The sequence below is a fragment of the Testudinibacter sp. P80/BLE/0925 genome, from assembly GCF_053570785.1.
In genome coordinates, this window is sequence record NZ_CM131636.1 from 627,810 (window position 1) to 644,994 (window position 17,185).

16 protein-coding genes are annotated in these 17,185 nt (G+C 42.4%); 4 read left to right on the forward strand and 12 right to left on the reverse strand.

Going from position 1 to position 17,185, the window contains the following annotated elements; translation table 11 throughout:
• Positions 1 to 50: 50 nt before the first annotated feature.
• From ACWA5Z_RS03125 to araC, 12 genes are all read right to left on the reverse strand, one after another.
• A complete protein-coding gene (locus tag ACWA5Z_RS03125) occupies positions 51 to 803 on the reverse strand; it encodes a DeoR/GlpR family DNA-binding transcription regulator (RefSeq protein WP_431053870.1) in 753 nt (250 codons plus the stop codon).
• 121 nt (positions 804 to 924) lie between these two features.
• A complete protein-coding gene (locus tag ACWA5Z_RS03130) occupies positions 925 to 1,956 on the reverse strand; it encodes a LacI family DNA-binding transcriptional regulator (RefSeq protein ID WP_431053871.1) in 1,032 nt (343 codons plus the stop codon).
• On the reverse strand, positions 1,949 to 2,893 hold the full coding sequence (locus ACWA5Z_RS03135; protein WP_431053872.1) for a tagatose kinase: 945 nt from the start codon (positions 2,891 to 2,893) through the stop codon (positions 1,949 to 1,951). The genes ACWA5Z_RS03130 and ACWA5Z_RS03135 overlap by 8 nt, the downstream gene beginning before the upstream one ends.
• Positions 2,890 to 3,846, reverse strand: a complete 957-nt coding sequence (locus ACWA5Z_RS03140; protein ID WP_431053873.1) for an ABC transporter permease — start codon at positions 3,844 to 3,846, stop codon at positions 2,890 to 2,892. The genes ACWA5Z_RS03135 and ACWA5Z_RS03140 overlap by 4 nt, the downstream gene beginning before the upstream one ends.
• On the reverse strand, positions 3,843 to 5,354 hold the full coding sequence (locus ACWA5Z_RS03145) for a sugar ABC transporter ATP-binding protein (protein WP_431053874.1): 1,512 nt from the start codon (positions 5,352 to 5,354) through the stop codon (positions 3,843 to 3,845). Before ACWA5Z_RS03145 ends, ACWA5Z_RS03140 begins: the two co-directional genes overlap by 4 nt.
• Positions 5,355 to 5,420: 66 nt before the next feature.
• Entirely contained in the window at positions 5,421 to 6,305 is an 885-nt protein-coding gene (locus tag ACWA5Z_RS03150) for a substrate-binding domain-containing protein (protein WP_431053875.1), read from the reverse strand.
• A gap of 214 nt (positions 6,306 to 6,519) precedes the next feature.
• Positions 6,520 to 8,202 (reverse strand): ribulokinase, encoded by a 1,683-nt coding sequence (locus ACWA5Z_RS03155; RefSeq protein WP_431053876.1) that lies wholly within the window; start codon positions 8,200 to 8,202, stop codon positions 6,520 to 6,522.
• An 18-nt stretch (positions 8,203 to 8,220) separates the two neighbouring features.
• A complete protein-coding gene (locus ACWA5Z_RS03160; RefSeq protein ID WP_431053877.1) occupies positions 8,221 to 9,171 on the reverse strand; it encodes an ABC transporter permease in 951 nt (316 codons plus the stop codon).
• Positions 9,172 to 9,176: 5 nt separating this feature from the next.
• Positions 9,177 to 10,145 carry an ABC transporter permease gene (locus ACWA5Z_RS03165; RefSeq protein ID WP_431053878.1) on the reverse strand — a complete coding sequence of 323 codons (969 nt, stop codon included), beginning with the start codon at positions 10,143 to 10,145 and terminating at the stop codon, positions 9,177 to 9,179.
• Positions 10,135 to 11,613, reverse strand: a complete 1,479-nt coding sequence (locus ACWA5Z_RS03170; RefSeq protein WP_431053879.1) for a sugar ABC transporter ATP-binding protein — start codon at positions 11,611 to 11,613, stop codon at positions 10,135 to 10,137. Before ACWA5Z_RS03170 ends, ACWA5Z_RS03165 begins: the two co-directional genes overlap by 11 nt.
• 83 nt (positions 11,614 to 11,696) lie before the next feature.
• Positions 11,697 to 12,680, reverse strand: a complete 984-nt coding sequence (locus ACWA5Z_RS03175) for a substrate-binding domain-containing protein (RefSeq protein WP_431053880.1) — start codon at positions 12,678 to 12,680, stop codon at positions 11,697 to 11,699.
• Positions 12,681 to 12,929: 249 nt separating this feature from the next.
• Entirely contained in the window at positions 12,930 to 13,859 is a 930-nt protein-coding gene (gene araC, locus ACWA5Z_RS03180) for an arabinose operon transcriptional regulator AraC (RefSeq protein WP_431053881.1), read from the reverse strand.
• Positions 13,860 to 13,973: 114 nt separating this feature from the next.
• On the opposite strand from araC, the gene rpe reads away from it, so the two are divergent.
• The 4 genes from rpe to ACWA5Z_RS03200 are packed head-to-tail and all read left to right on the forward strand — an operon-like array spanning position 13,974 to position 17,127.
• Positions 13,974 to 14,657 (forward strand): ribulose-phosphate 3-epimerase, encoded by a 684-nt coding sequence (gene rpe, locus ACWA5Z_RS03185; RefSeq protein ID WP_431053882.1) that lies wholly within the window; start codon positions 13,974 to 13,976, stop codon positions 14,655 to 14,657.
• A gap of 11 nt (positions 14,658 to 14,668) precedes the next feature.
• Positions 14,669 to 15,331 carry a phosphoglycolate phosphatase gene (locus tag ACWA5Z_RS03190; protein ID WP_431053883.1) on the forward strand — a complete coding sequence of 221 codons (663 nt, stop codon included), beginning with the start codon at positions 14,669 to 14,671 and terminating at the stop codon, positions 15,329 to 15,331.
• A gap of 17 nt (positions 15,332 to 15,348) precedes the next feature.
• The gene (trpS, locus tag ACWA5Z_RS03195) at positions 15,349 to 16,356 is read left to right on the forward strand and encodes a tryptophan--tRNA ligase (protein ID WP_431053884.1); all 1,008 of its coding nucleotides are present in this window, start codon (positions 15,349 to 15,351) and stop codon (positions 16,354 to 16,356) included.
• 30 nt (positions 16,357 to 16,386) lie between these two features.
• Positions 16,387 to 17,127 carry a phosphatase gene (locus ACWA5Z_RS03200; protein ID WP_431053885.1) on the forward strand — a complete coding sequence of 247 codons (741 nt, stop codon included), beginning with the start codon at positions 16,387 to 16,389 and terminating at the stop codon, positions 17,125 to 17,127.
• Positions 17,128 to 17,185 lie beyond the last annotated feature (58 nt).

Consider the following 17,185-nt stretch of genomic DNA (forward strand, 5'->3'; position numbering starts at 1 on the left):
ACTTAAAACGGTCAAATCGGGCATTTCATACAATGGAAAAAAAGAGAGGATTAAGGCGTGATAACCAATAAATTCTGCCGCTCACAATACGTTGCCAGCTCACCCTGCGGCAATTCATCACAAAACAGAATATCAATTTGCGACAAATCACAAATTTTCATCAGACTTTTGCGCCCTAATTTTGTATTATCCACCAGTAAAAATTTCTTTTCGGAAGCCGCCATAATCTTGCGTTTGACCGACGCATTCAATTCGTTTGACTCCCACACCGAGCCACCGTTATCCACCCCGATACAGGAAAAAATTCCGATGTCGATATGCAAACGTTGCAATAGCTGTTCCGATAACGGGCCGTAAAACGCATCGTATTTCGCCGAATACACCCCACCGGTCGCAATGGTTTTAATATTACTTTTCGTCGCTAATGCATTGATATTATGCATGGCATTGGTGACAACGGTGCAGGGGATATCCGGCATTGCCTGCGCAAAATACCAACTGGTGGTGCTGGCATCAAGCCCGATTACCACATTTTCAAACACATATTCCACCGCACTTTCCGCAATCAACCGCTTGGCGTCAGAGTTGCTTTTTTGCCGATTCTGAAAAGACCGCCCTAAGTCCTTCGCCTTCAAGCCCACAGCACCGCCATGGGTACGGTGCAACAACCCTTTGCGATCCAGCTTGCCCAAATCACGCCGCACGGTCTCCAACGACACCATCAACTCCAGCGCCAACTGATTCACATCCACCTTCCCCAGCTTACTCAACTGCTCCAGAATAAAACGTTCTCTCTCTTTCATGATTAATTTTCCATTATTAAAAATCGGTCAAATCGGGCAATTTGATTATAGGGGGTATTGAGGGGGATTGGTAGAAGGTTTTCAATTTCACTCAATATCGCTATCTAGAATAGTTTGCCCTTTAAGCCGATTGTCTTTCGACTAATGTCATCGGAATTAACTGTTGTACAAACGTTAGTGATTTATTTTCCATTAGATTTAACAGCGTATCTACCGCTGTTTTTGCCATAACATCATAATGTTGTGCTGCAGTGGTCAATGGCGGGCAAGTATAGGCTGCTAATGGATGATCGTCATGTCCGGCGATTTTAAATTGCCCGCGCGCGCTACCGATTTGCAATTTTCTTTCCCAAGCAGCAAGTAATGCGCCATAGGCTAAACGATCGTTGGCACAAAGTAACGCCTGATAGGTTTTGCACTTCTCACTTGCTAACCAAAGTGCGGTTTGCTGATGTCCGTATGTTTCAAATTGCCAGTCAGTGCCGTTCGCCGTCAAAACAAACGGACTTTGTTTATTTTTTTCCATTGCAGTGTAATAAGCCTGCAAACGGGTATTCGCATTGCGATTAATTTCCGGCATGGCCAAAAAAGCCGGCGGCGTTCCTTTTTGGCATAAATAATCTACCAATAATGTGATCCCTTGCTGATTATCCGTGCCGATAAACGGTGCATAATGTGCCGGTGGCGTATCCAGATAAACTATCGGCAAGCTATCTTCCATATGACGCAATTTACTCTGTACTGAAGATTTTCCCAACGGGACAACAAATGCACCGGCAACATTCATGGATTTTAATTTTGCGACCGCTTCCGCTTCAATGCTCTGTTTACCATTCGACGGCAAAGTAAAAGTAAAATAACCGGCGATTTCCGCCATTTCTGAGATTCTTGAAACCAGCTGCATATAAAACGGATCGGTGATACTCGGAATAATAATCCCGATGACCCGGCTTTTATTCCGTTTTAGATTGCTGGCAAATAAATTAGGGCGAAATCCGGTTTCTTCGATAGCCGTTTGAATTAATTGTTGCGCCTGTGCGCTTACCTGTTGCGGATCATTAAAATATTTCGATAAGGTTTGCCGTGACAAGCCGACATAAGCCGCAAGCTGTTGCATGGTGTTGATTGACGAAAGCGATTTGTTTTTATCCATTTATTCTTTCTTGTAAAAAAGCCTCTAATTCTGAACGTGTTGATGTGCCTTCCATTGGACCAAGGTAAGTGACCGCTCTTGCGCCGGCGGCATTGGCATAACGTAATGCCTCTTCCGCAGAAGAACCCTTAATCCAATAACTGATAAATGCACCGCCGAAACTATCACCGGCACCGGTCGGATCCAATTCTTCGACCTGATGAGGAGCAATATCGATCTGTTTACCTTGGGTGAAATAACTTGCGCCTGCTTTCCCGCGTTTTAATACAATTTCTTTAATGCCGATAGCAAACAACTCGTTAATCGCCGTTATTTCATCACGGGTTTGAGAACAGAGAAAGAGTTCTTCGCCTGACGGTAAAAACAGATCAGTGTGCTTTAATACCGTTTCCAGATCAACTTGCAATTTTTCCGTCATAATTTCCGCCCTTAAATTCGGGTCAAAAGAGAGTGTACCGCCACGTGCTTTAATCTCTTGCATGGCTTTTAATGCCATCGTACGCAGTCCCGGCGAAGAAAGTGCGGTTCCCATCAAATGTAAATGACTGCACTCCTGCAATAATCGAGCAATTTGCGGATTATCATCTAATTCGCCACAGGCACTATGCGCAATATTAAATACAAAATTGCGATTGCCATCTTCTCGGTAACGCACAAACGCACTGCCGGTTGGTCTATCTTGCGTAATGGAAATCCCTTGAATATCCACATTATCTTGTTGCAAACGATTGAGATTTAAGCGACCAAAATCATCATTGCCGACACGTGAAATAATGGCACAAGGCACTCCTAATTTTCCGACTTGATCGATAAAAATTGCGGGAGCACCCGATGGAAACGGACCAAGTAACGGCTGAGTTTCTAAAAAACCGTTTCCTTTCGTGGTTGCCACAATTTCAACTAAAATTTCGCCAATGGTTAATACTTTATGTTTCATGCTTTGCTCCGCTTTTTCTTGGATCGCACATCAAGCCATACCGCAATTAAAATCACGATACCTTTCACAATTAATTGGTAAAAATAAGGCACCGACATCATATTCATGCCGTTATTCAAAATACCGATAATCAAAGCCCCGACTAAGGTGCCAATCATCGTGCCGACCCCACCGGCAAGACTGGTTCCGCCCAGCACCGCCGCCGCAATCGCATCAAGTTCATATCCCATGCCGGCATTGGTTTGTGCCGAATATAAGCGCGATGACAACAAAATACCGGAAATTGCCGCCATCAAGCCGGATAATGTAAAAATCCAGATTTTCACTTTTGCCGTTGCAATGCCTGAATATTGTGCGGCTTCAATATTTCCACCGGTGAGATAAGCCTTGCGACCAAAAACGGTACGCGAAAGTACAATATGATTAATTAAGAATAAGATGAGTAAAATCCAAATCACAATCGGAATCCCAAACCAAGATTCATTGCCGATTGCTGTCCAACTGTCATTGGTTATCATCTGCGGCGCGCCATTGGTCGGCAAGCTGACCATTCCACGGTAAATGCCCATGGTTGCCACCGTCACAATAAACGAAGGCAATGCCAATTTTGCCGTCAATGCGCCATTGATAAATCCCATCACCGCTCCGGCAAATAATGTCACCAACAAAGCGGGAATTAAGCCATAATCCAATGCCAACACTTGCGCCCCAACCATACCGCTCACGGCAATGATTGAGCCGATTGAGAGATCAATTTCCCCCAGCAAAATAACCCATGTCATACCAAACGCGGCAATCGCCACAACGGAGACTTGTTGCAGGATATTCATAAAATTTGCCAATGACATAAAACGATGATTGGCAAAAGAGAAAAATACGCTCAACACGATAAGCGAAAGAAAAATACCGCCCAGTTGGCGTAAATACTGCATTAAACGATCGTGTTTTGTCATAGCATTTGCCCCGTTGCTGCCGCCATAATTTGCTGTGGATTTAATGAACTTGCCGCGGCAATAGTTTGAATACGTTTCCCTGCCATCACAACGATACGATCAGACAGCCCCAAAATTTCGGGCAACTCTGAAGAAACTAATAAAATTGCCGTTCCGCTAGCGGCTAATTGCCTGATGATATTATAAATTTCAAATTTAGCCCCGACATCAACACCTCTGGTCGGTTCATCTAAAATCAGGATCTGCGGTTGCGTTGTCAGCCATTTAGCCAAAACGACCTTCTGCTGGTTGCCTCCTGATAAGGTATTCGCCGCAACTTCACCCGATGGCGTGCGGATCGCTAATTGTTGAATTGCATTTTTCACCGCATAGGCTTCACCGGCATGATTTAGCCAACCGCACTTGAATGAAAAGTGCGGTAACGCCGCCATCGTAGTGTTGTGTCGAACAGAAGCGGACAAAACCAAGCCTTCCTCTTTACGATTTTCGGTTACAAATGCAATGCCGTGATGAATTGCCACATCAACATGATTGATATGAACCAATTTGCCATTCAAATAGACTTCCCCTTGATAAGCAAGCACGCCGAATAATGCTTTCATCACATCGGATCGCCCTGCCCCGACTAAGCCGAAAAAACCCAAAATTTCACCGCGTTTTAAGTCAAAGCTGACATCATTCACTTTATTGCTTACGCTTAGATTTTTGACTTCTAAGACGGGATTGGTAGAATCGCTAAACATTTTGGTCAGCGGCGGAGGATAGATCTGATCCATACGGCGACCAACCATCAGCGCGATCAGCTGATCAATCGTCGTTGCTGTTTTTAACACGGTCTGAACATATTCCCCGTCACGCATGACGGTAATATCATCAGATAAGCGCATGATTTCTTCCATTCGATGAGAAATATAAATTACCGCTTTTCCAGATTGCGTCAGCTTATCAATAATCGAGAATAAAATTTCTGCTTCGGAATCGGATAAGGAAGAGGTGGGTTCATCAAGAATAATAATGTCGGAAGGACGGCTCAAGCCTTTCGCAATTTCAACTAATTGCCGTTGCGCGATGGAGAGATCGCCAACTTTTGCCCCAACATGGATCGGCAAGCCTAACGAATCAATCAGTGCAATGGCTTGTTCTTCAATTTTACGATCATTGATAAAACCAAAACGAGAAAGTTCGTGATTGGCATAAATATTCTGTGCGACGGTTAAGTTATTGGTTAAACTCAACTCTTGAAAAACGATGGATAATCCTGAATTAGCCGCATCTTGCGGAGATTTGGGTTGATAGTTCTCACCGTTTAACAACATTTCGCCCGAATCGGCTTGATAAACACCCACCAAAATTTTCATCAAGGTGGATTTGCCCGCACCATTTTCACCCAATAAGGTATGTACACGTCCACGCCGAACCGTCAAATTCATATTGTTTAATGCATGAATAGCCCCAAAGGATTTATCAATTCCATTTAACGCCAGTACAATATCATTCTGATCGATCATACACCCCGTCCTTACGCACTTGTCGGCGGGGAAAGTCTATCCCGCCAACAAGCTTGGTTGAAGCGACTATTTGGTATAAACACCCGGCTCTATCGGCTGCTCTTTGGCAACCTCTTCACCGGCAAGTACTTTTACTGCGGTATTTAACGCTTCCCGTCCCATTTTGTCAGGATATTGTTGGATCACACCTACCATAACCGGATCAGAATCAACCGCATCTCTGGCTTCTTTCATGCCGTCAAACCCAATTACTTTAACCTGATCCTGCAAGCGCGCCGATTTCACTGCAACAGCCGCCGCTAATGCGGCATCATCGCCAAAACCGAAAATGCCTTGGATATCCGGATTAGCTTGCAACATATTTTGTGCAACGGCTAAGGCTTCCGCACGGGTAATCCCTGTTTGCTGTGCGACAATTTTAATCTCCGGATAATTTGATAACGCTTGCTTAAAACCATCAACCCGAGCCACCACCGATTGCACGGTCGGGTAATCAATAATCGCAACATTGCCTTTATTATTCAGCACTTTTGCCATCAGCTCACCGGCTTTCACCCCACCGGTATAGTTATCAGTGCCAACGTAAGATGTGACTTCGATTCCATCAGCAGGTACATCAACCGTAATCACCTTAATCCCCGCACTTTGCGCTTTTTTAATTGCCGGCAATACGCCTTTACTATCGACTGGTGAAATAATGATCGCTTTCGCACCTTTCACAATAAAATCTTCAACATCGGCTAATTGCTTGCCCAAATCCTGATTGGCGATTGACACTTCTAAATCAACGCCTTTTTCTTTTGCTTCCGCCTTAATTGCGTCAGCAAGTTCAATATAAAACGGGTGCTGTTGAGTCAATAATGAAGCACCAACCAAATCTGCCGCCCACGCACTACCACACGTTATTGCAACTGCACCACCTAGAAGAAATCGTTTGAATAATTTTTTCATAACACATCTCCAATTTTGGAATTGACTGATTAAAATCCTAATGCACTTAAAATGCCTAAGTACAATCTGAGTTATAGCAACCATCTTTACACGTGTAAATTAAAAAAGTTCAAAAATATGATCCAGGTAGCTTTTTTGCTAAAAATAAACCGCCAATTTTTAAAACCGGCGGCGATATGACAAGTTTTGAATATGATTAAAATAGTATGCAAAATTAATGTGTTTTTTCAAAAAATTTGTTATATAGCGGTTCGGTTGCTTCCGTCCATTCTTTATATTGCTGATATTGCAGACTATAACGTTGACTCCGATTCTCGTTCGGATAATATGTTTTTTCCATTTTACTTGCCATAAACGTTTGCGCCGCTTCTACCGTCGGATAAACATCTGCAGCAACGGCGGCAAAAATCGCAGCACCTAAGGCACAACATTGATCAGATTTTACAATCTGAATCGGCTTTTCCATCACATCGGCACAAGTCTGCATTACCACCGCTGATTTCCGAGCAATACCCCCTAATGCAATAATTTTTTCAACCGGAACTTGTTGAGAAGCCAAACATTCCATAATCATTTTGGAGCCGAAAGCCGTCGCCACAATCAACGATCCAAATATTGAACTCGCATCAGTGCCTAAGCCAATACCTGAAATAACCCCTTTTAATTTCTGATTAGCAAAAGGCGTTCTACGTCCATTAAACCAATCCAAAGTCAATGGCAAATGCTCTAGACGCGGGTTTCTATTCCACTCTTCTGCCAGATTCACTAATAATTTTTGCCTAAATGCGTCAATATCCGGTTGCAAGTGCGGTTGCTGCTGTTGCAAGTGATCTAAAGGCCAGCTTAGCATTCTGGCAAACCAGGCATAAACATCCCCAAAAGCGGACTGTCCAGCCTCTAAGCCAATGGCATTAGGCACAACGCTACCATCAACTTGACCGCATATTCCCTCAATAGAACGCCTATTTACCGTTTCATAATCCGTAATCAGAACATCACAGGTAGAGGTGCCGATCACTTTAACCAAAGTATTTTTTGATGCGCCGGCACCAACGGTTCCCATATGGCAATCCAGCGCGCCACCTGAAATTACGACCTGCGAAGGTAAATTTAATTTTGCTGCCCATTCGGCAGTTATCGTACCGACGGCAATATCTGCCGTCTGAGTTTCGGTAAAGAGCGGTGTTTGCAAGTTCTCTGTAATTGATGGGTGTAATGCCTGCAAAAATTCAATTGACGGTAAACCACCCCAATCCGGATGCCATAAACTTTTATGTCCCGCAGTACAACGACCTCTTTTTAACTGCACAGGCGCGGTTGTACCGGACAGTAACGCAGGTACCCAGTCACATAATTCAACCCAATTCACCGCATGTTGTCTGACTTCAGTATCAATCGTTTGGATATGGGTTATCTTCGCCCAAAACCATTCGGCGGAATAAATGCCGCCGATATATTTCGTATAATCCGGATATTTGCCGCTATGGCATAATTCGGTAATATAATCGGCTTCTTTCGTTGCCGTATGATCTTTCCATAAGACAAACATTGCATTCGGATTGTCTTTAAATTGTTCTTTTAATGCTAAAACATTTCCATGTTCATCAATTGGGGCGGGGGTCGAACCTGTAGCGTCAATTCCGATACCAACAATATTTTGTCTCACATTTTCGTCGATGGTTTGTGTAATTTTACAAATCGCCTCCGTCATTGATTCAATATAGTCTAAAGGATGATGACGGAACTGGTTATTTTCCGAATCACAATAAAGCTCTTTTTTCCAACGCGGATAATTAATCACATAGGTGGCAACTTCTTCCCCGCTTTGGCAATTTACCAATAATGAACGAACGGAATCACTACCAAAATCCAAGCCGATAACAAATTTTTCTAACATAATGGTAACCCTCTATAATTATTGTTTTCTTGTGAGAAAATTAAATTGATATTTTTGTAAGAAAATAAACACAATTAATAATGCACCCCATAATGCCATAGTGATATAACTGCTAACACCAATAATATTTAACCCACTTTCCAATGTCTGTAGCATGATTAACGCAATTAGAATACCAACTAATTTTCCTTTGCCGCCATCAGGGTTTACTCCACCTAGCACTGTGGCTAAAATTGCCGTTAATAAATAAGAATCTCCATAAGAGGCTTTAGCGGAATTCAGTTTAGACATCATTAAAAGTGCGGCTGCCACACAAAGGATAGAGGAAATAACATAGACTAAAACAAGAACCTTTTTAGTATTAATTCCAGAAAAATACGTTGCTCGTTCGTTATTACCAATAAAATAAATTGATTTTCCAAGTGTCGTTTTATCAAAAATAATCCACAATCCAATCGATAACAGAATAAAAATAATTAATGGAATCGGCACACCTAACCAAGCACCACTGTTTAGTATCAGAAGGCTATCGGAAAAATTCGAAACTGCAGAGCCCTTTGATAATAAAACATTTACACCATTTAATAGCGTCATTGTTCCTAACGTGGCGAGGATAGGAGACACCCTGACAACCGCAATTAATAAACCGTTCACCAATCCAATAATAATCGCAGTAACCAATCCCAATAATATTGCGATTAAAATTGAAGACGGATTATTTACCAAATAAAATGCCATAACCAGTGAACATGAATTCATAGTGGCAATAATCGATAAATTAATACCACCCGTTAGCATCGTAATCGCCATTGCCAGTGTTAGCACACCCAAAATCGGCATTTGCGAAGCTATCGATTGGAAATTATTTAACGACCAAAAAATATCCGGAATCAAAAAGCTAAACATTAACGTGATACCGATCAATAATATCATCAGGTATTTAAAGGAATTGTCATTAAGCTTTTTCATAACGATTATACTCCCATCTTATTTCGCTGACTCCATGCAGTCATGCTCACACTGAAGACGATAATGAGACCCGTAACGACAGTTTGCCAGTACGAAGAAATCCCTAAAAGATTCAATCCATTTTGAATGATTGCAAGTAACACCACCCCCATTATCGTGCCCGACAATGTTCCTTTTCCGCCAATCAAGCTAGTGCCGCCGAGTACCACTGCCGCTAACACCGTCAGCTCATAGCCCAATAATGAATCAGGCGCAACGGTTTGCACGGTATAAGATTGGACAATTCCGGCGATTCCTGCGGTAAATCCCATATAACCGTAAACAAAAAGATGAAGTTTTAATAAGCTAAAACCAACTCTTGATGCCGCTTCGGCATTACCACCCAATGCATAAATTTTTCGACCAATACTAGTTTTATTCATGATAAAGCCTGTCAGAAAAATGACAGCAAGTAATAACATGAACTGAAAAGACAAACCATATTCAAATCCATCTGATGTTGATGATTTGAATAAAACAACTTCCTCTTGAAACCAAGCCGGATAATCATACAACCAAGTTCCCTTGGTAATATATAATAAGAGACCATAGAATATATTTAAGGTTGATATGGTAATAATGATAGAAGGAACATTGAGTTTATTCACGATGAAAGCATTAATTAACCCTAGCGTAATCCCCGATAGAATAGAAATCAGAAAAACCACCAAATAATTCCCATCATACTGCATGATAAATGACACCATAATATATTGTGAGATTATTGTTATTGCCGGAAAAGAAATATCTATCCCACCGGAAATAAGCACAATAAACAAACCACAAGCTAAAATAGCTAACATTGCATAGCTATTAATCACGTCATAAAAGTTTTCTATTGTCAGAAAATCATCTGTTTTAAGCGTTAAATAAATAGAAATAACCAATATGGTTATCATTAAAAAGAAATTTTGCGAAATAGATTTATTTTTCATTGATCGCCTCCAAAATTTCACTTTCACTTGTTTCGCTCGCTAAAAATTCATGACTTATTCTTCCTGATTTCATAACAAAAATTCGATGGCTGTTATAGTAAGCTTCTTCAACTTCATCTGTGATAACAATTACAGAAATACCTTGAATAGAAAGCGATTTAACAATATTAAAAATTCCTTCCTTATTAGCAATATCAACGCCAATAGTCGGCTCATCTAAAATTAACAAATCAGGTTTAATAGCTAGCCATTTAGCAATAGAAACCCGCTGTGCATTACCACCCGACAAAGTATTCACTGGCAATTCAGAATCCGGAGACTTAATTTTTAGCTGGTTAATTAAATAATTACTATATGATGTAACACGATCCTCATCAATCAAACCGATTTTTGAAGTGATTTTATTAAAAATAGTTGAGATAATATTATCCTTAATCGATGAATTCATCACTAACCCGGTTGCCATTCTATCTTCTGATACATATCCAATACCTGAAGCAATTGCATCACGATTAGTTTTAAATTCGATTTTTTTATTATCTAAAATAATTTCTCCGCTATCTGGCGATGTCACCCCAAATAAACTTAAACAGAGCTCAGTCCTGCCAGAACCCAACAAACCGATAATGGAAACAACTTCTCCTTTATGTACTGAGAATGAAATATCTTGGTATTGATTCGTTTTAGATAAATTATTAACCGTTAAAAGAGGCTCTGATCCTGTTATTGGTAATAATTTCTCATAATTAAACTCAATACCTGTCATTAAATAAGCTAATTTTTTCTCATTCATTTCCGCTATCGGATAATTCCCGACCAGGTTTCCATCTTTTAGTACCATTACCCGATCGGATACCGAAATGACTTCATTTAACTTGTGGCTTACAAAAATGATACTGATACCGGCATTTTTAAGCTGCTGTACAATGCGTAATAACGATTGTACCTCTTGCACCGTCAAAGAGGCTGTCGGCTCATCCATAATAATCAAACGTGCTTCCTGTGCCAGTGCTCGGCAAATCGCAACCAATTGCTGTTGAGCAACAGACAATGTTTCGACAATGGCATTAAGGTCTAACTCAGCATGAATATTTTTTAAGGTCTTTGTCGCTACTGAATTAATATTTTTCTTGCTCGATAAAAAATGATCATGATATAAATTGATTGCAATATTTTCAGCTACCGTTAAATTAGGAAATAAAGAAAGATCCTGATAAATAACCTGAATGCCTTTTTTAATAGATTCTTTTGGTGTTAATTGGCTATATTCATCAACATCTATTTTTATTTTGGCATTTTTGTCTGGTTGATAGACCCCAGACAAAATTTTGATTAGTGTTGATTTACCACAACCATTTTGCCCGGCCAAACACAACACTTCACCTTTATCTAAGGTCAATGAGACACTATTTAATGCTTTCACACCATAAAAGGTTTTAGAAATATTTTCCATGGTAATAAAAGTCATAATAACCACCTTTAAAATGAAGATTCCTTATCAAAATATTATGGATTCCCATACCAAAGAGAATCCATAATTTTACACTTCAATTAATACAGACTATCGATGTTTTCTTTCGTTACTTTTAATACTTTATGGAATTGAATCAGACGGTTATCTTTATCCACAACGGCTTTACCTACGTTAGGAATTTCAAAACCATCAATAATTTCATCACCTTTTAATAGCTTGGCAGCTACCGCAGCGAGAGCATAACCTCCTGAAGCAGGATCATAGGTAATTCCCATGGTGATGTTGCCACTCTTAATCAGAGAAGCGGCTTGGGAAGGAATCATCATACCGAAAACGAAGAACTTATCTTTCATCCGTTTCTCTCTCACCGCTAACCCGGCGCCAATCGGACCTTGTGAACCAAAAGAAACGACCGTTTTCAAATCCGGATGCGCTTTCATCAAATCCAATGTGGTACGACGAGCATCGTCAATATTTTCAGCAACCGGCATACGAGTTGTCACTTCGAACATCTCCGGATAATGTTCTTTCTGATATTTGACGAACAGATCCGCCCAAAGATTATGCTGCGGCACAGTCAAACCGCCGACGTAAATCACATAACCGCCTTTTCCATCCATAACTTTAGCCACTTCTTCTACGTAATCAGCGGCAAATTGGGCATTATCAATGATTTCGATATCCCAATCCGCACTGGGTTGTCCGACAGATTCATGTGTCAGCACGACAATGCCTTGCTGTTTTGCTTTTTTAAGCACCGGCTCTAAAACATTTGCATCATTTGGCACAATCGAAATCGAATCGACTTTTTTGGCGATCAAATCTTCGATTAATTTGACTTGCTGTGGCGCATCCGTACTGGAAGGTCCAATTTGATAAGCATTTACAGCAAAATCTTTTCCAGCTTGTTCAACCCCTTCCGCCATACGGTTAAACCATGGCATACCTGCTATTTTAGAAATATTAACTATCTCGACATCTTTTGCCATGACATTCGGCACAAGAACCGTCATACCTAATAGCCCCGTCAATAATAGATTTTTAATCGTCAGCTTTTTCATTATTCACCTCATATATTATGAACATGGTTATTTTTGCTATTGGCATATTACATCCCTATCAATATGCATGACTAAAAAACAATACAACCCCATGATTTTAAATAAATAAAATCATAACAACTCATGGTGATTTTTTAGTCTGTCGGAATAATAGCCGAAAGCTATCCTAAGTTATATGTAAAATTCGGCTATTTATATAGACTATTTGGCAGAAGAAATTTTTTTGTGATGACGGTCACTTGTTTAAATTTATCTAGAGTGACGAAAGACGGACGGGCTGACTCCGCAATATTTTTTGAATACTTTTGAAAAATACAGCTGATCATCAAATCCAACTTGTTTGGCAATACTCATAATGGAAATATCCGAGGTATACAATAACTTCTTGGCATTTTCCATACGTTGGTTATCCCGCCATTGGGTAAGACTCATGCCCAATTGTTCCGAAAAAAGGTGAGTTAATCTGGAGGTTGACAGATTTACCCGTCTGGCAAAGTAATCGATTTTATGGTTTTGCTGAAGATCATTTAAAATCAAGTTGCATACCGTATCAATCCTCAAATCTAGCGCATTATGCGGTTTATGCTCTACATTCTCAGGATCTAATCTGGCGCATTTTATCAGTAATAATTCGAGAAAGCACATCGTGGTATCTTTGGCAAAAACTTCATTTTCCTTTGAAAGTTTTTCGATTTTCATAAATAAATCTAAGATAGTTTGATACTCTTCTTTGTTTTGAATGCTCAAACGTCCGATACCATTTTCTGTTGAGGACCAACGTAACCAATCTATCCAGAATGCTCTTGGTCTGAAATAAATCCATTGGTGGTACCACGAATAATAGGCAGGTTCCCGGCAATAATGGTGAATAGCTTGTGGCGAGAACAGTAACAAATCCCCTTTATCGGCCAAAAATGTTTTTTCACCGTCAAAAACCGCCCCTCGCCCTCTGGTCGTTAAGTTAATAATATAGCCTTTCATCCCCTGCGGACGATTGATAATATCATCAAGGTAATTATCTTTTTCAATGAGTGTACGACCCGCCACCAAATCCATATCAAACGGATAATCAGACAATAGCGGCACATCTTGTTTTTGTCGATTTATGTCCAAAATCAGATACTCACTCATTACAAAATCAATGCGGATAAAAATACCGTTATCTCTGGCATAATTCAATCCGTTTATCCAAGATAATCCCTTAACTCTCCTCCGATTAAGTAGTAAACTACCCCTCTTTACCGCACTTTCATGACTTTTCAAACGATATTTTCAGACGACAAAAGGTGATTTATGCAACCCTATTTAATTGCTCCTTCGATTCTCTCTGCGGACTTGGCGCGTTTAGGCGATGATGTCAAAAACGTGCTGGAAGCCGGTGCTGACGTGATTCATTTTGATGTGATGGACAACCATTATGTGCCGAATCTGACCTTTGGGCCGGCGGTGTGTAAGGCGTTGCGTGATTATGGGATTACCGCGCCGATTGATGTGCATTTGATGGTGAAGCCGGTCGATCGGATTATTCCGGATTTCGCGGCGGCAGGGGCGGATTACATCACCTTTCACCCCGAAGCCAGCGAACATATCGACCGCACTTTGCAGTTGATCCGCAGTTGCGGTTGTAAGGCGGGGTTGGTATTCAATCCGGCAACGCCGTTGTCTTATTTGGATTATGTGATGGACAAAGTCGATGTAATTTTGCTGATGTCGGTCAATCCGGGCTTTGGCGGTCAATCCTTTATTCCGGCGACCTTGGATAAATTGCGCCAAGTGCGGTCGCGGATTAAAGCAAGCGGTTTTGACATTCGCTTGGAAGTGGACGGCGGGGTGAAAGTGAACAATATCGCGGAAATCGCCGCTGCCGGCGCGGATATGTTTGTCGCCGGTTCGGCGATTTTCGATCAACCGGATTATGTGCAGGTCATCACGCAAATGCGCCAACAGCTTGCCGGTTTGAAAAATGATGTGATTTAAGGAAGAGAAACATGAGCCAATTTAAACTGATTGCCTTTGATCTGGACGGCACGCTGGTCGATAGTTTGCCCGATTTAGCCCTGTCGCTTAATCAAGCCTTTGCCGAGGTCGGCTTGCCGCAAGCGCCTGAAGAGTTGGTGCTGACCTGGATCGGCAACGGGGCTGAGGTGCTACTGGCACGCGGCTTGGAATGGAGCAAAGCGGAGCTGGACGAAGAACAAATCCGACAACTGAAAAAACGGTTCGGGTTTTATTACGGTGAAAATATTTGCAATAAAAGCCGCCTTTATCCGAAGGTAAAACAGACCTTAGAAACCCTGAAAGCGCAGGGCTATCTGTTGGCGGTGGTGACCAATAAGCCGACCAAGCACGTGCAGCCGGTGCTGGCGGCGTTCGGTATCGATCATCTCTTTTCCGAATTATTAGGCGGTCAATCGCTACCGGCGATTAAACCACACCCTGCGCCGTTGTACTATCTGTGCGGCAAATTCGGGATTTGTCCGAAACAACTGCTGTTTGTCGGCGATTCAAAAAATGATATTCTGGCGGCACACAGCGCAGGCAGTCCGGTGGTCGGGCTGACTTACGGCTACAATTACAATATTCCGATCAGCGAATCTAATCCGGATTGGGTGTTTGACGATTTTGCCGATATTTTAAACGTGATCAATTAATTCTAAGGAAAATAACCATGAGCAAAAAACCAGTCGTATTCAGCGGGGTGCAACCGTCGGGCGAATTAACCATCGGCAACTATTTGGGCGCGCTGCGTCAATGGGCGAAAATGCAGGACGAATTTGATTGCCTGTTTTGTATTGTCGATTTGCACGCCATCACCGTGCGCCAAGATCCGCAAGCCTTGCGCAATGCGACCTTAGATACTTTGGCGATTTACCTTGCCGCCGGAATCGATCCGGAAAAAAGCACCATTTTTGTGCAATCGCACGTGCCGGAACACACTCAGCTGGCGTGGGTGCTGAACTGCTACAGTTATTTCGGCGAAATGAGCCGTATGACCCAGTTTAAAGACAAATCTGCGCGCTACGAAGAAAACGTCAATGTCGGCTTGTTTACCTATCCGGTGCTAATGGCGGCGGATATTTTGCTGTATCAAGCCAATCAAGTGCCGGTGGGCGATGATCAACGTCAACATTTGGAAATCAGCCGTGATATTGCCCAGCGTTTCAATGCGCTGTACGGCGATCCGTTCACTGTGCCGGAAGCTTTTATCCCGAAAGCCGGGGCGCGCGTGATGTCACTGTTAGAACCGACCAAAAAAATGTCAAAATCCGACGACAACCGCAACAACGTGATCGGTTTGTTGGAAGATCCGAAAGCGGTGGCGAAAAAAATCAAAAGAGCGGTCACCGATTCCGACGAGCCGCCAGTGGTGAAATACGACCGTGAAAACAAAGCCGGAGTGTCCAATTTGTTGGATATTTTATCCGGCGTAACCGGCAAAACCATTGCCGAGTTAGAAGCGGAATTTGACGGCAAAATGTACGGACACCTGAAAAGTGCGGTTGCCGATGAAGTGTCAGCCATGCTGACCGAACTGCAAGCGCGCTTCCAACATTTCCGTAATGATGAAGCCTTGTTAAACCGTATTTTACGCGAAGGGGCGGAAAAAGCCCAAGCCAGAGCCGCCGAAACCTTGCGTAAGGTATATGATACGGTCGGATTTGTGGCAAGACCGTAAAAGTGCAGTTGGCAAATAACAGAGGAAAACATGACATATCCGGTTGACTTACATACGCATACCATTGCCAGCAGCCATGCTTACAGCACCTTGCATGAGTATATCGCCGTCGCCAAACAACGCGGTATCCGCCTGTTTGCCAATACCGACCACGGTCCGGCACTGGGCGACGCGCCGCACGAATGGCATTTTTCCAATCTGGCGATTCTGCCGCGTTTTATTGACGGCGTCGGTATTTTGCGCGGTATCGAAGCCAATATCTTGAATACTGACGGCGAAACCGATTGTAACGATCGTATGCGCCGTTCATTGGATTTGGTGTTGGCGGGCTTTCATCCGCCGTCAATTCAGCCAAGTTCGCGCGATGATCACACCGAAGCGCTGATTAATTGTATCAAAAGCGGAAAGGTGGATATCATCACCCACCCGGGCAACCCGAAATTTCCGATTGATGCCGTGGCGGTGGCACAAGCGGCGGCGGAATACAATGTCGCCTTGGAAGTCAATAATTCCTCGTTTTTGCATTCGCGCGTCGGCAGCTATGACAACTGCCTGACCATTGCCGCCGCGGTGCGCGACGCCGGCGGTTGGGTCAGTATCGGTTCCGATTCGCATTATGCCGGTTATTTGGGCGATTTCAGCCATAGTTTGGCATTATTGGCTGAGGTTGATTTTCCGCCGCAGCGGGTGCTAAACCAAAGTCCGCGGGTGCTGCTCGATTTTCTGGAAAGCCGCGGTTGGGCAAAAATTGCCGAATTCGCCGATCTGTAACTACTCCAATTGATATAATTGGCGCACAAAATTACTTAAAATTAGGTAATCTCGGTTT

Bases quoted from the DNA above. Each gene is read 5' to 3' on its own strand.
- ACWA5Z_RS03155 (WP_431053876.1), bottom strand. From the start codon at position 8,202: ATGTTAGAAAAATTTGTTATCGGCTTGGATTTTGGTAGTGATTCCGTT.
- ACWA5Z_RS03200 (WP_431053885.1), top strand. From the start codon at position 16,387: ATGACATATCCGGTTGACTTACATACGCATACCATTGCCAGCAGCCAT.
- ACWA5Z_RS03165 (WP_431053878.1), bottom strand. From the start codon at position 10,145: ATGAAAAATAAATCTATTTCGCAAAATTTCTTTTTAATGATAACCATA.
- ACWA5Z_RS03190 (WP_431053883.1), top strand. From the start codon at position 14,669: ATGAGCCAATTTAAACTGATTGCCTTTGATCTGGACGGCACGCTGGTC.
- ACWA5Z_RS03160 (WP_431053877.1), bottom strand. From the start codon at position 9,171: ATGAAAAAGCTTAATGACAATTCCTTTAAATACCTGATGATATTATTG.
- ACWA5Z_RS03145 (WP_431053874.1), bottom strand. From the start codon at position 5,354: ATGATCGATCAGAATGATATTGTACTGGCGTTAAATGGAATTGATAAA.
- ACWA5Z_RS03135 (WP_431053872.1), bottom strand. From the start codon at position 2,893: ATGAAACATAAAGTATTAACCATTGGCGAAATTTTAGTTGAAATTGTG.
- ACWA5Z_RS03150 (WP_431053875.1), bottom strand. From the start codon at position 6,305: ATGAAAAAATTATTCAAACGATTTCTTCTAGGTGGTGCAGTTGCAATA.
- ACWA5Z_RS03170 (WP_431053879.1), bottom strand. From the start codon at position 11,613: ATGACTTTTATTACCATGGAAAATATTTCTAAAACCTTTTATGGTGTG.
- trpS (WP_431053884.1), top strand. From the start codon at position 15,349: ATGAGCAAAAAACCAGTCGTATTCAGCGGGGTGCAACCGTCGGGCGAA.
- ACWA5Z_RS03175 (WP_431053880.1), bottom strand. From the start codon at position 12,680: ATGAAAAAGCTGACGATTAAAAATCTATTATTGACGGGGCTATTAGGT.
- ACWA5Z_RS03140 (WP_431053873.1), bottom strand. From the start codon at position 3,846: ATGACAAAACACGATCGTTTAATGCAGTATTTACGCCAACTGGGCGGT.
- rpe (WP_431053882.1), top strand. From the start codon at position 13,974: ATGCAACCCTATTTAATTGCTCCTTCGATTCTCTCTGCGGACTTGGCG.
- ACWA5Z_RS03130 (WP_431053871.1), bottom strand. From the start codon at position 1,956: ATGGATAAAAACAAATCGCTTTCGTCAATCAACACCATGCAACAGCTT.
- ACWA5Z_RS03125 (WP_431053870.1), bottom strand. From the start codon at position 803: ATGAAAGAGAGAGAACGTTTTATTCTGGAGCAGTTGAGTAAGCTGGGG.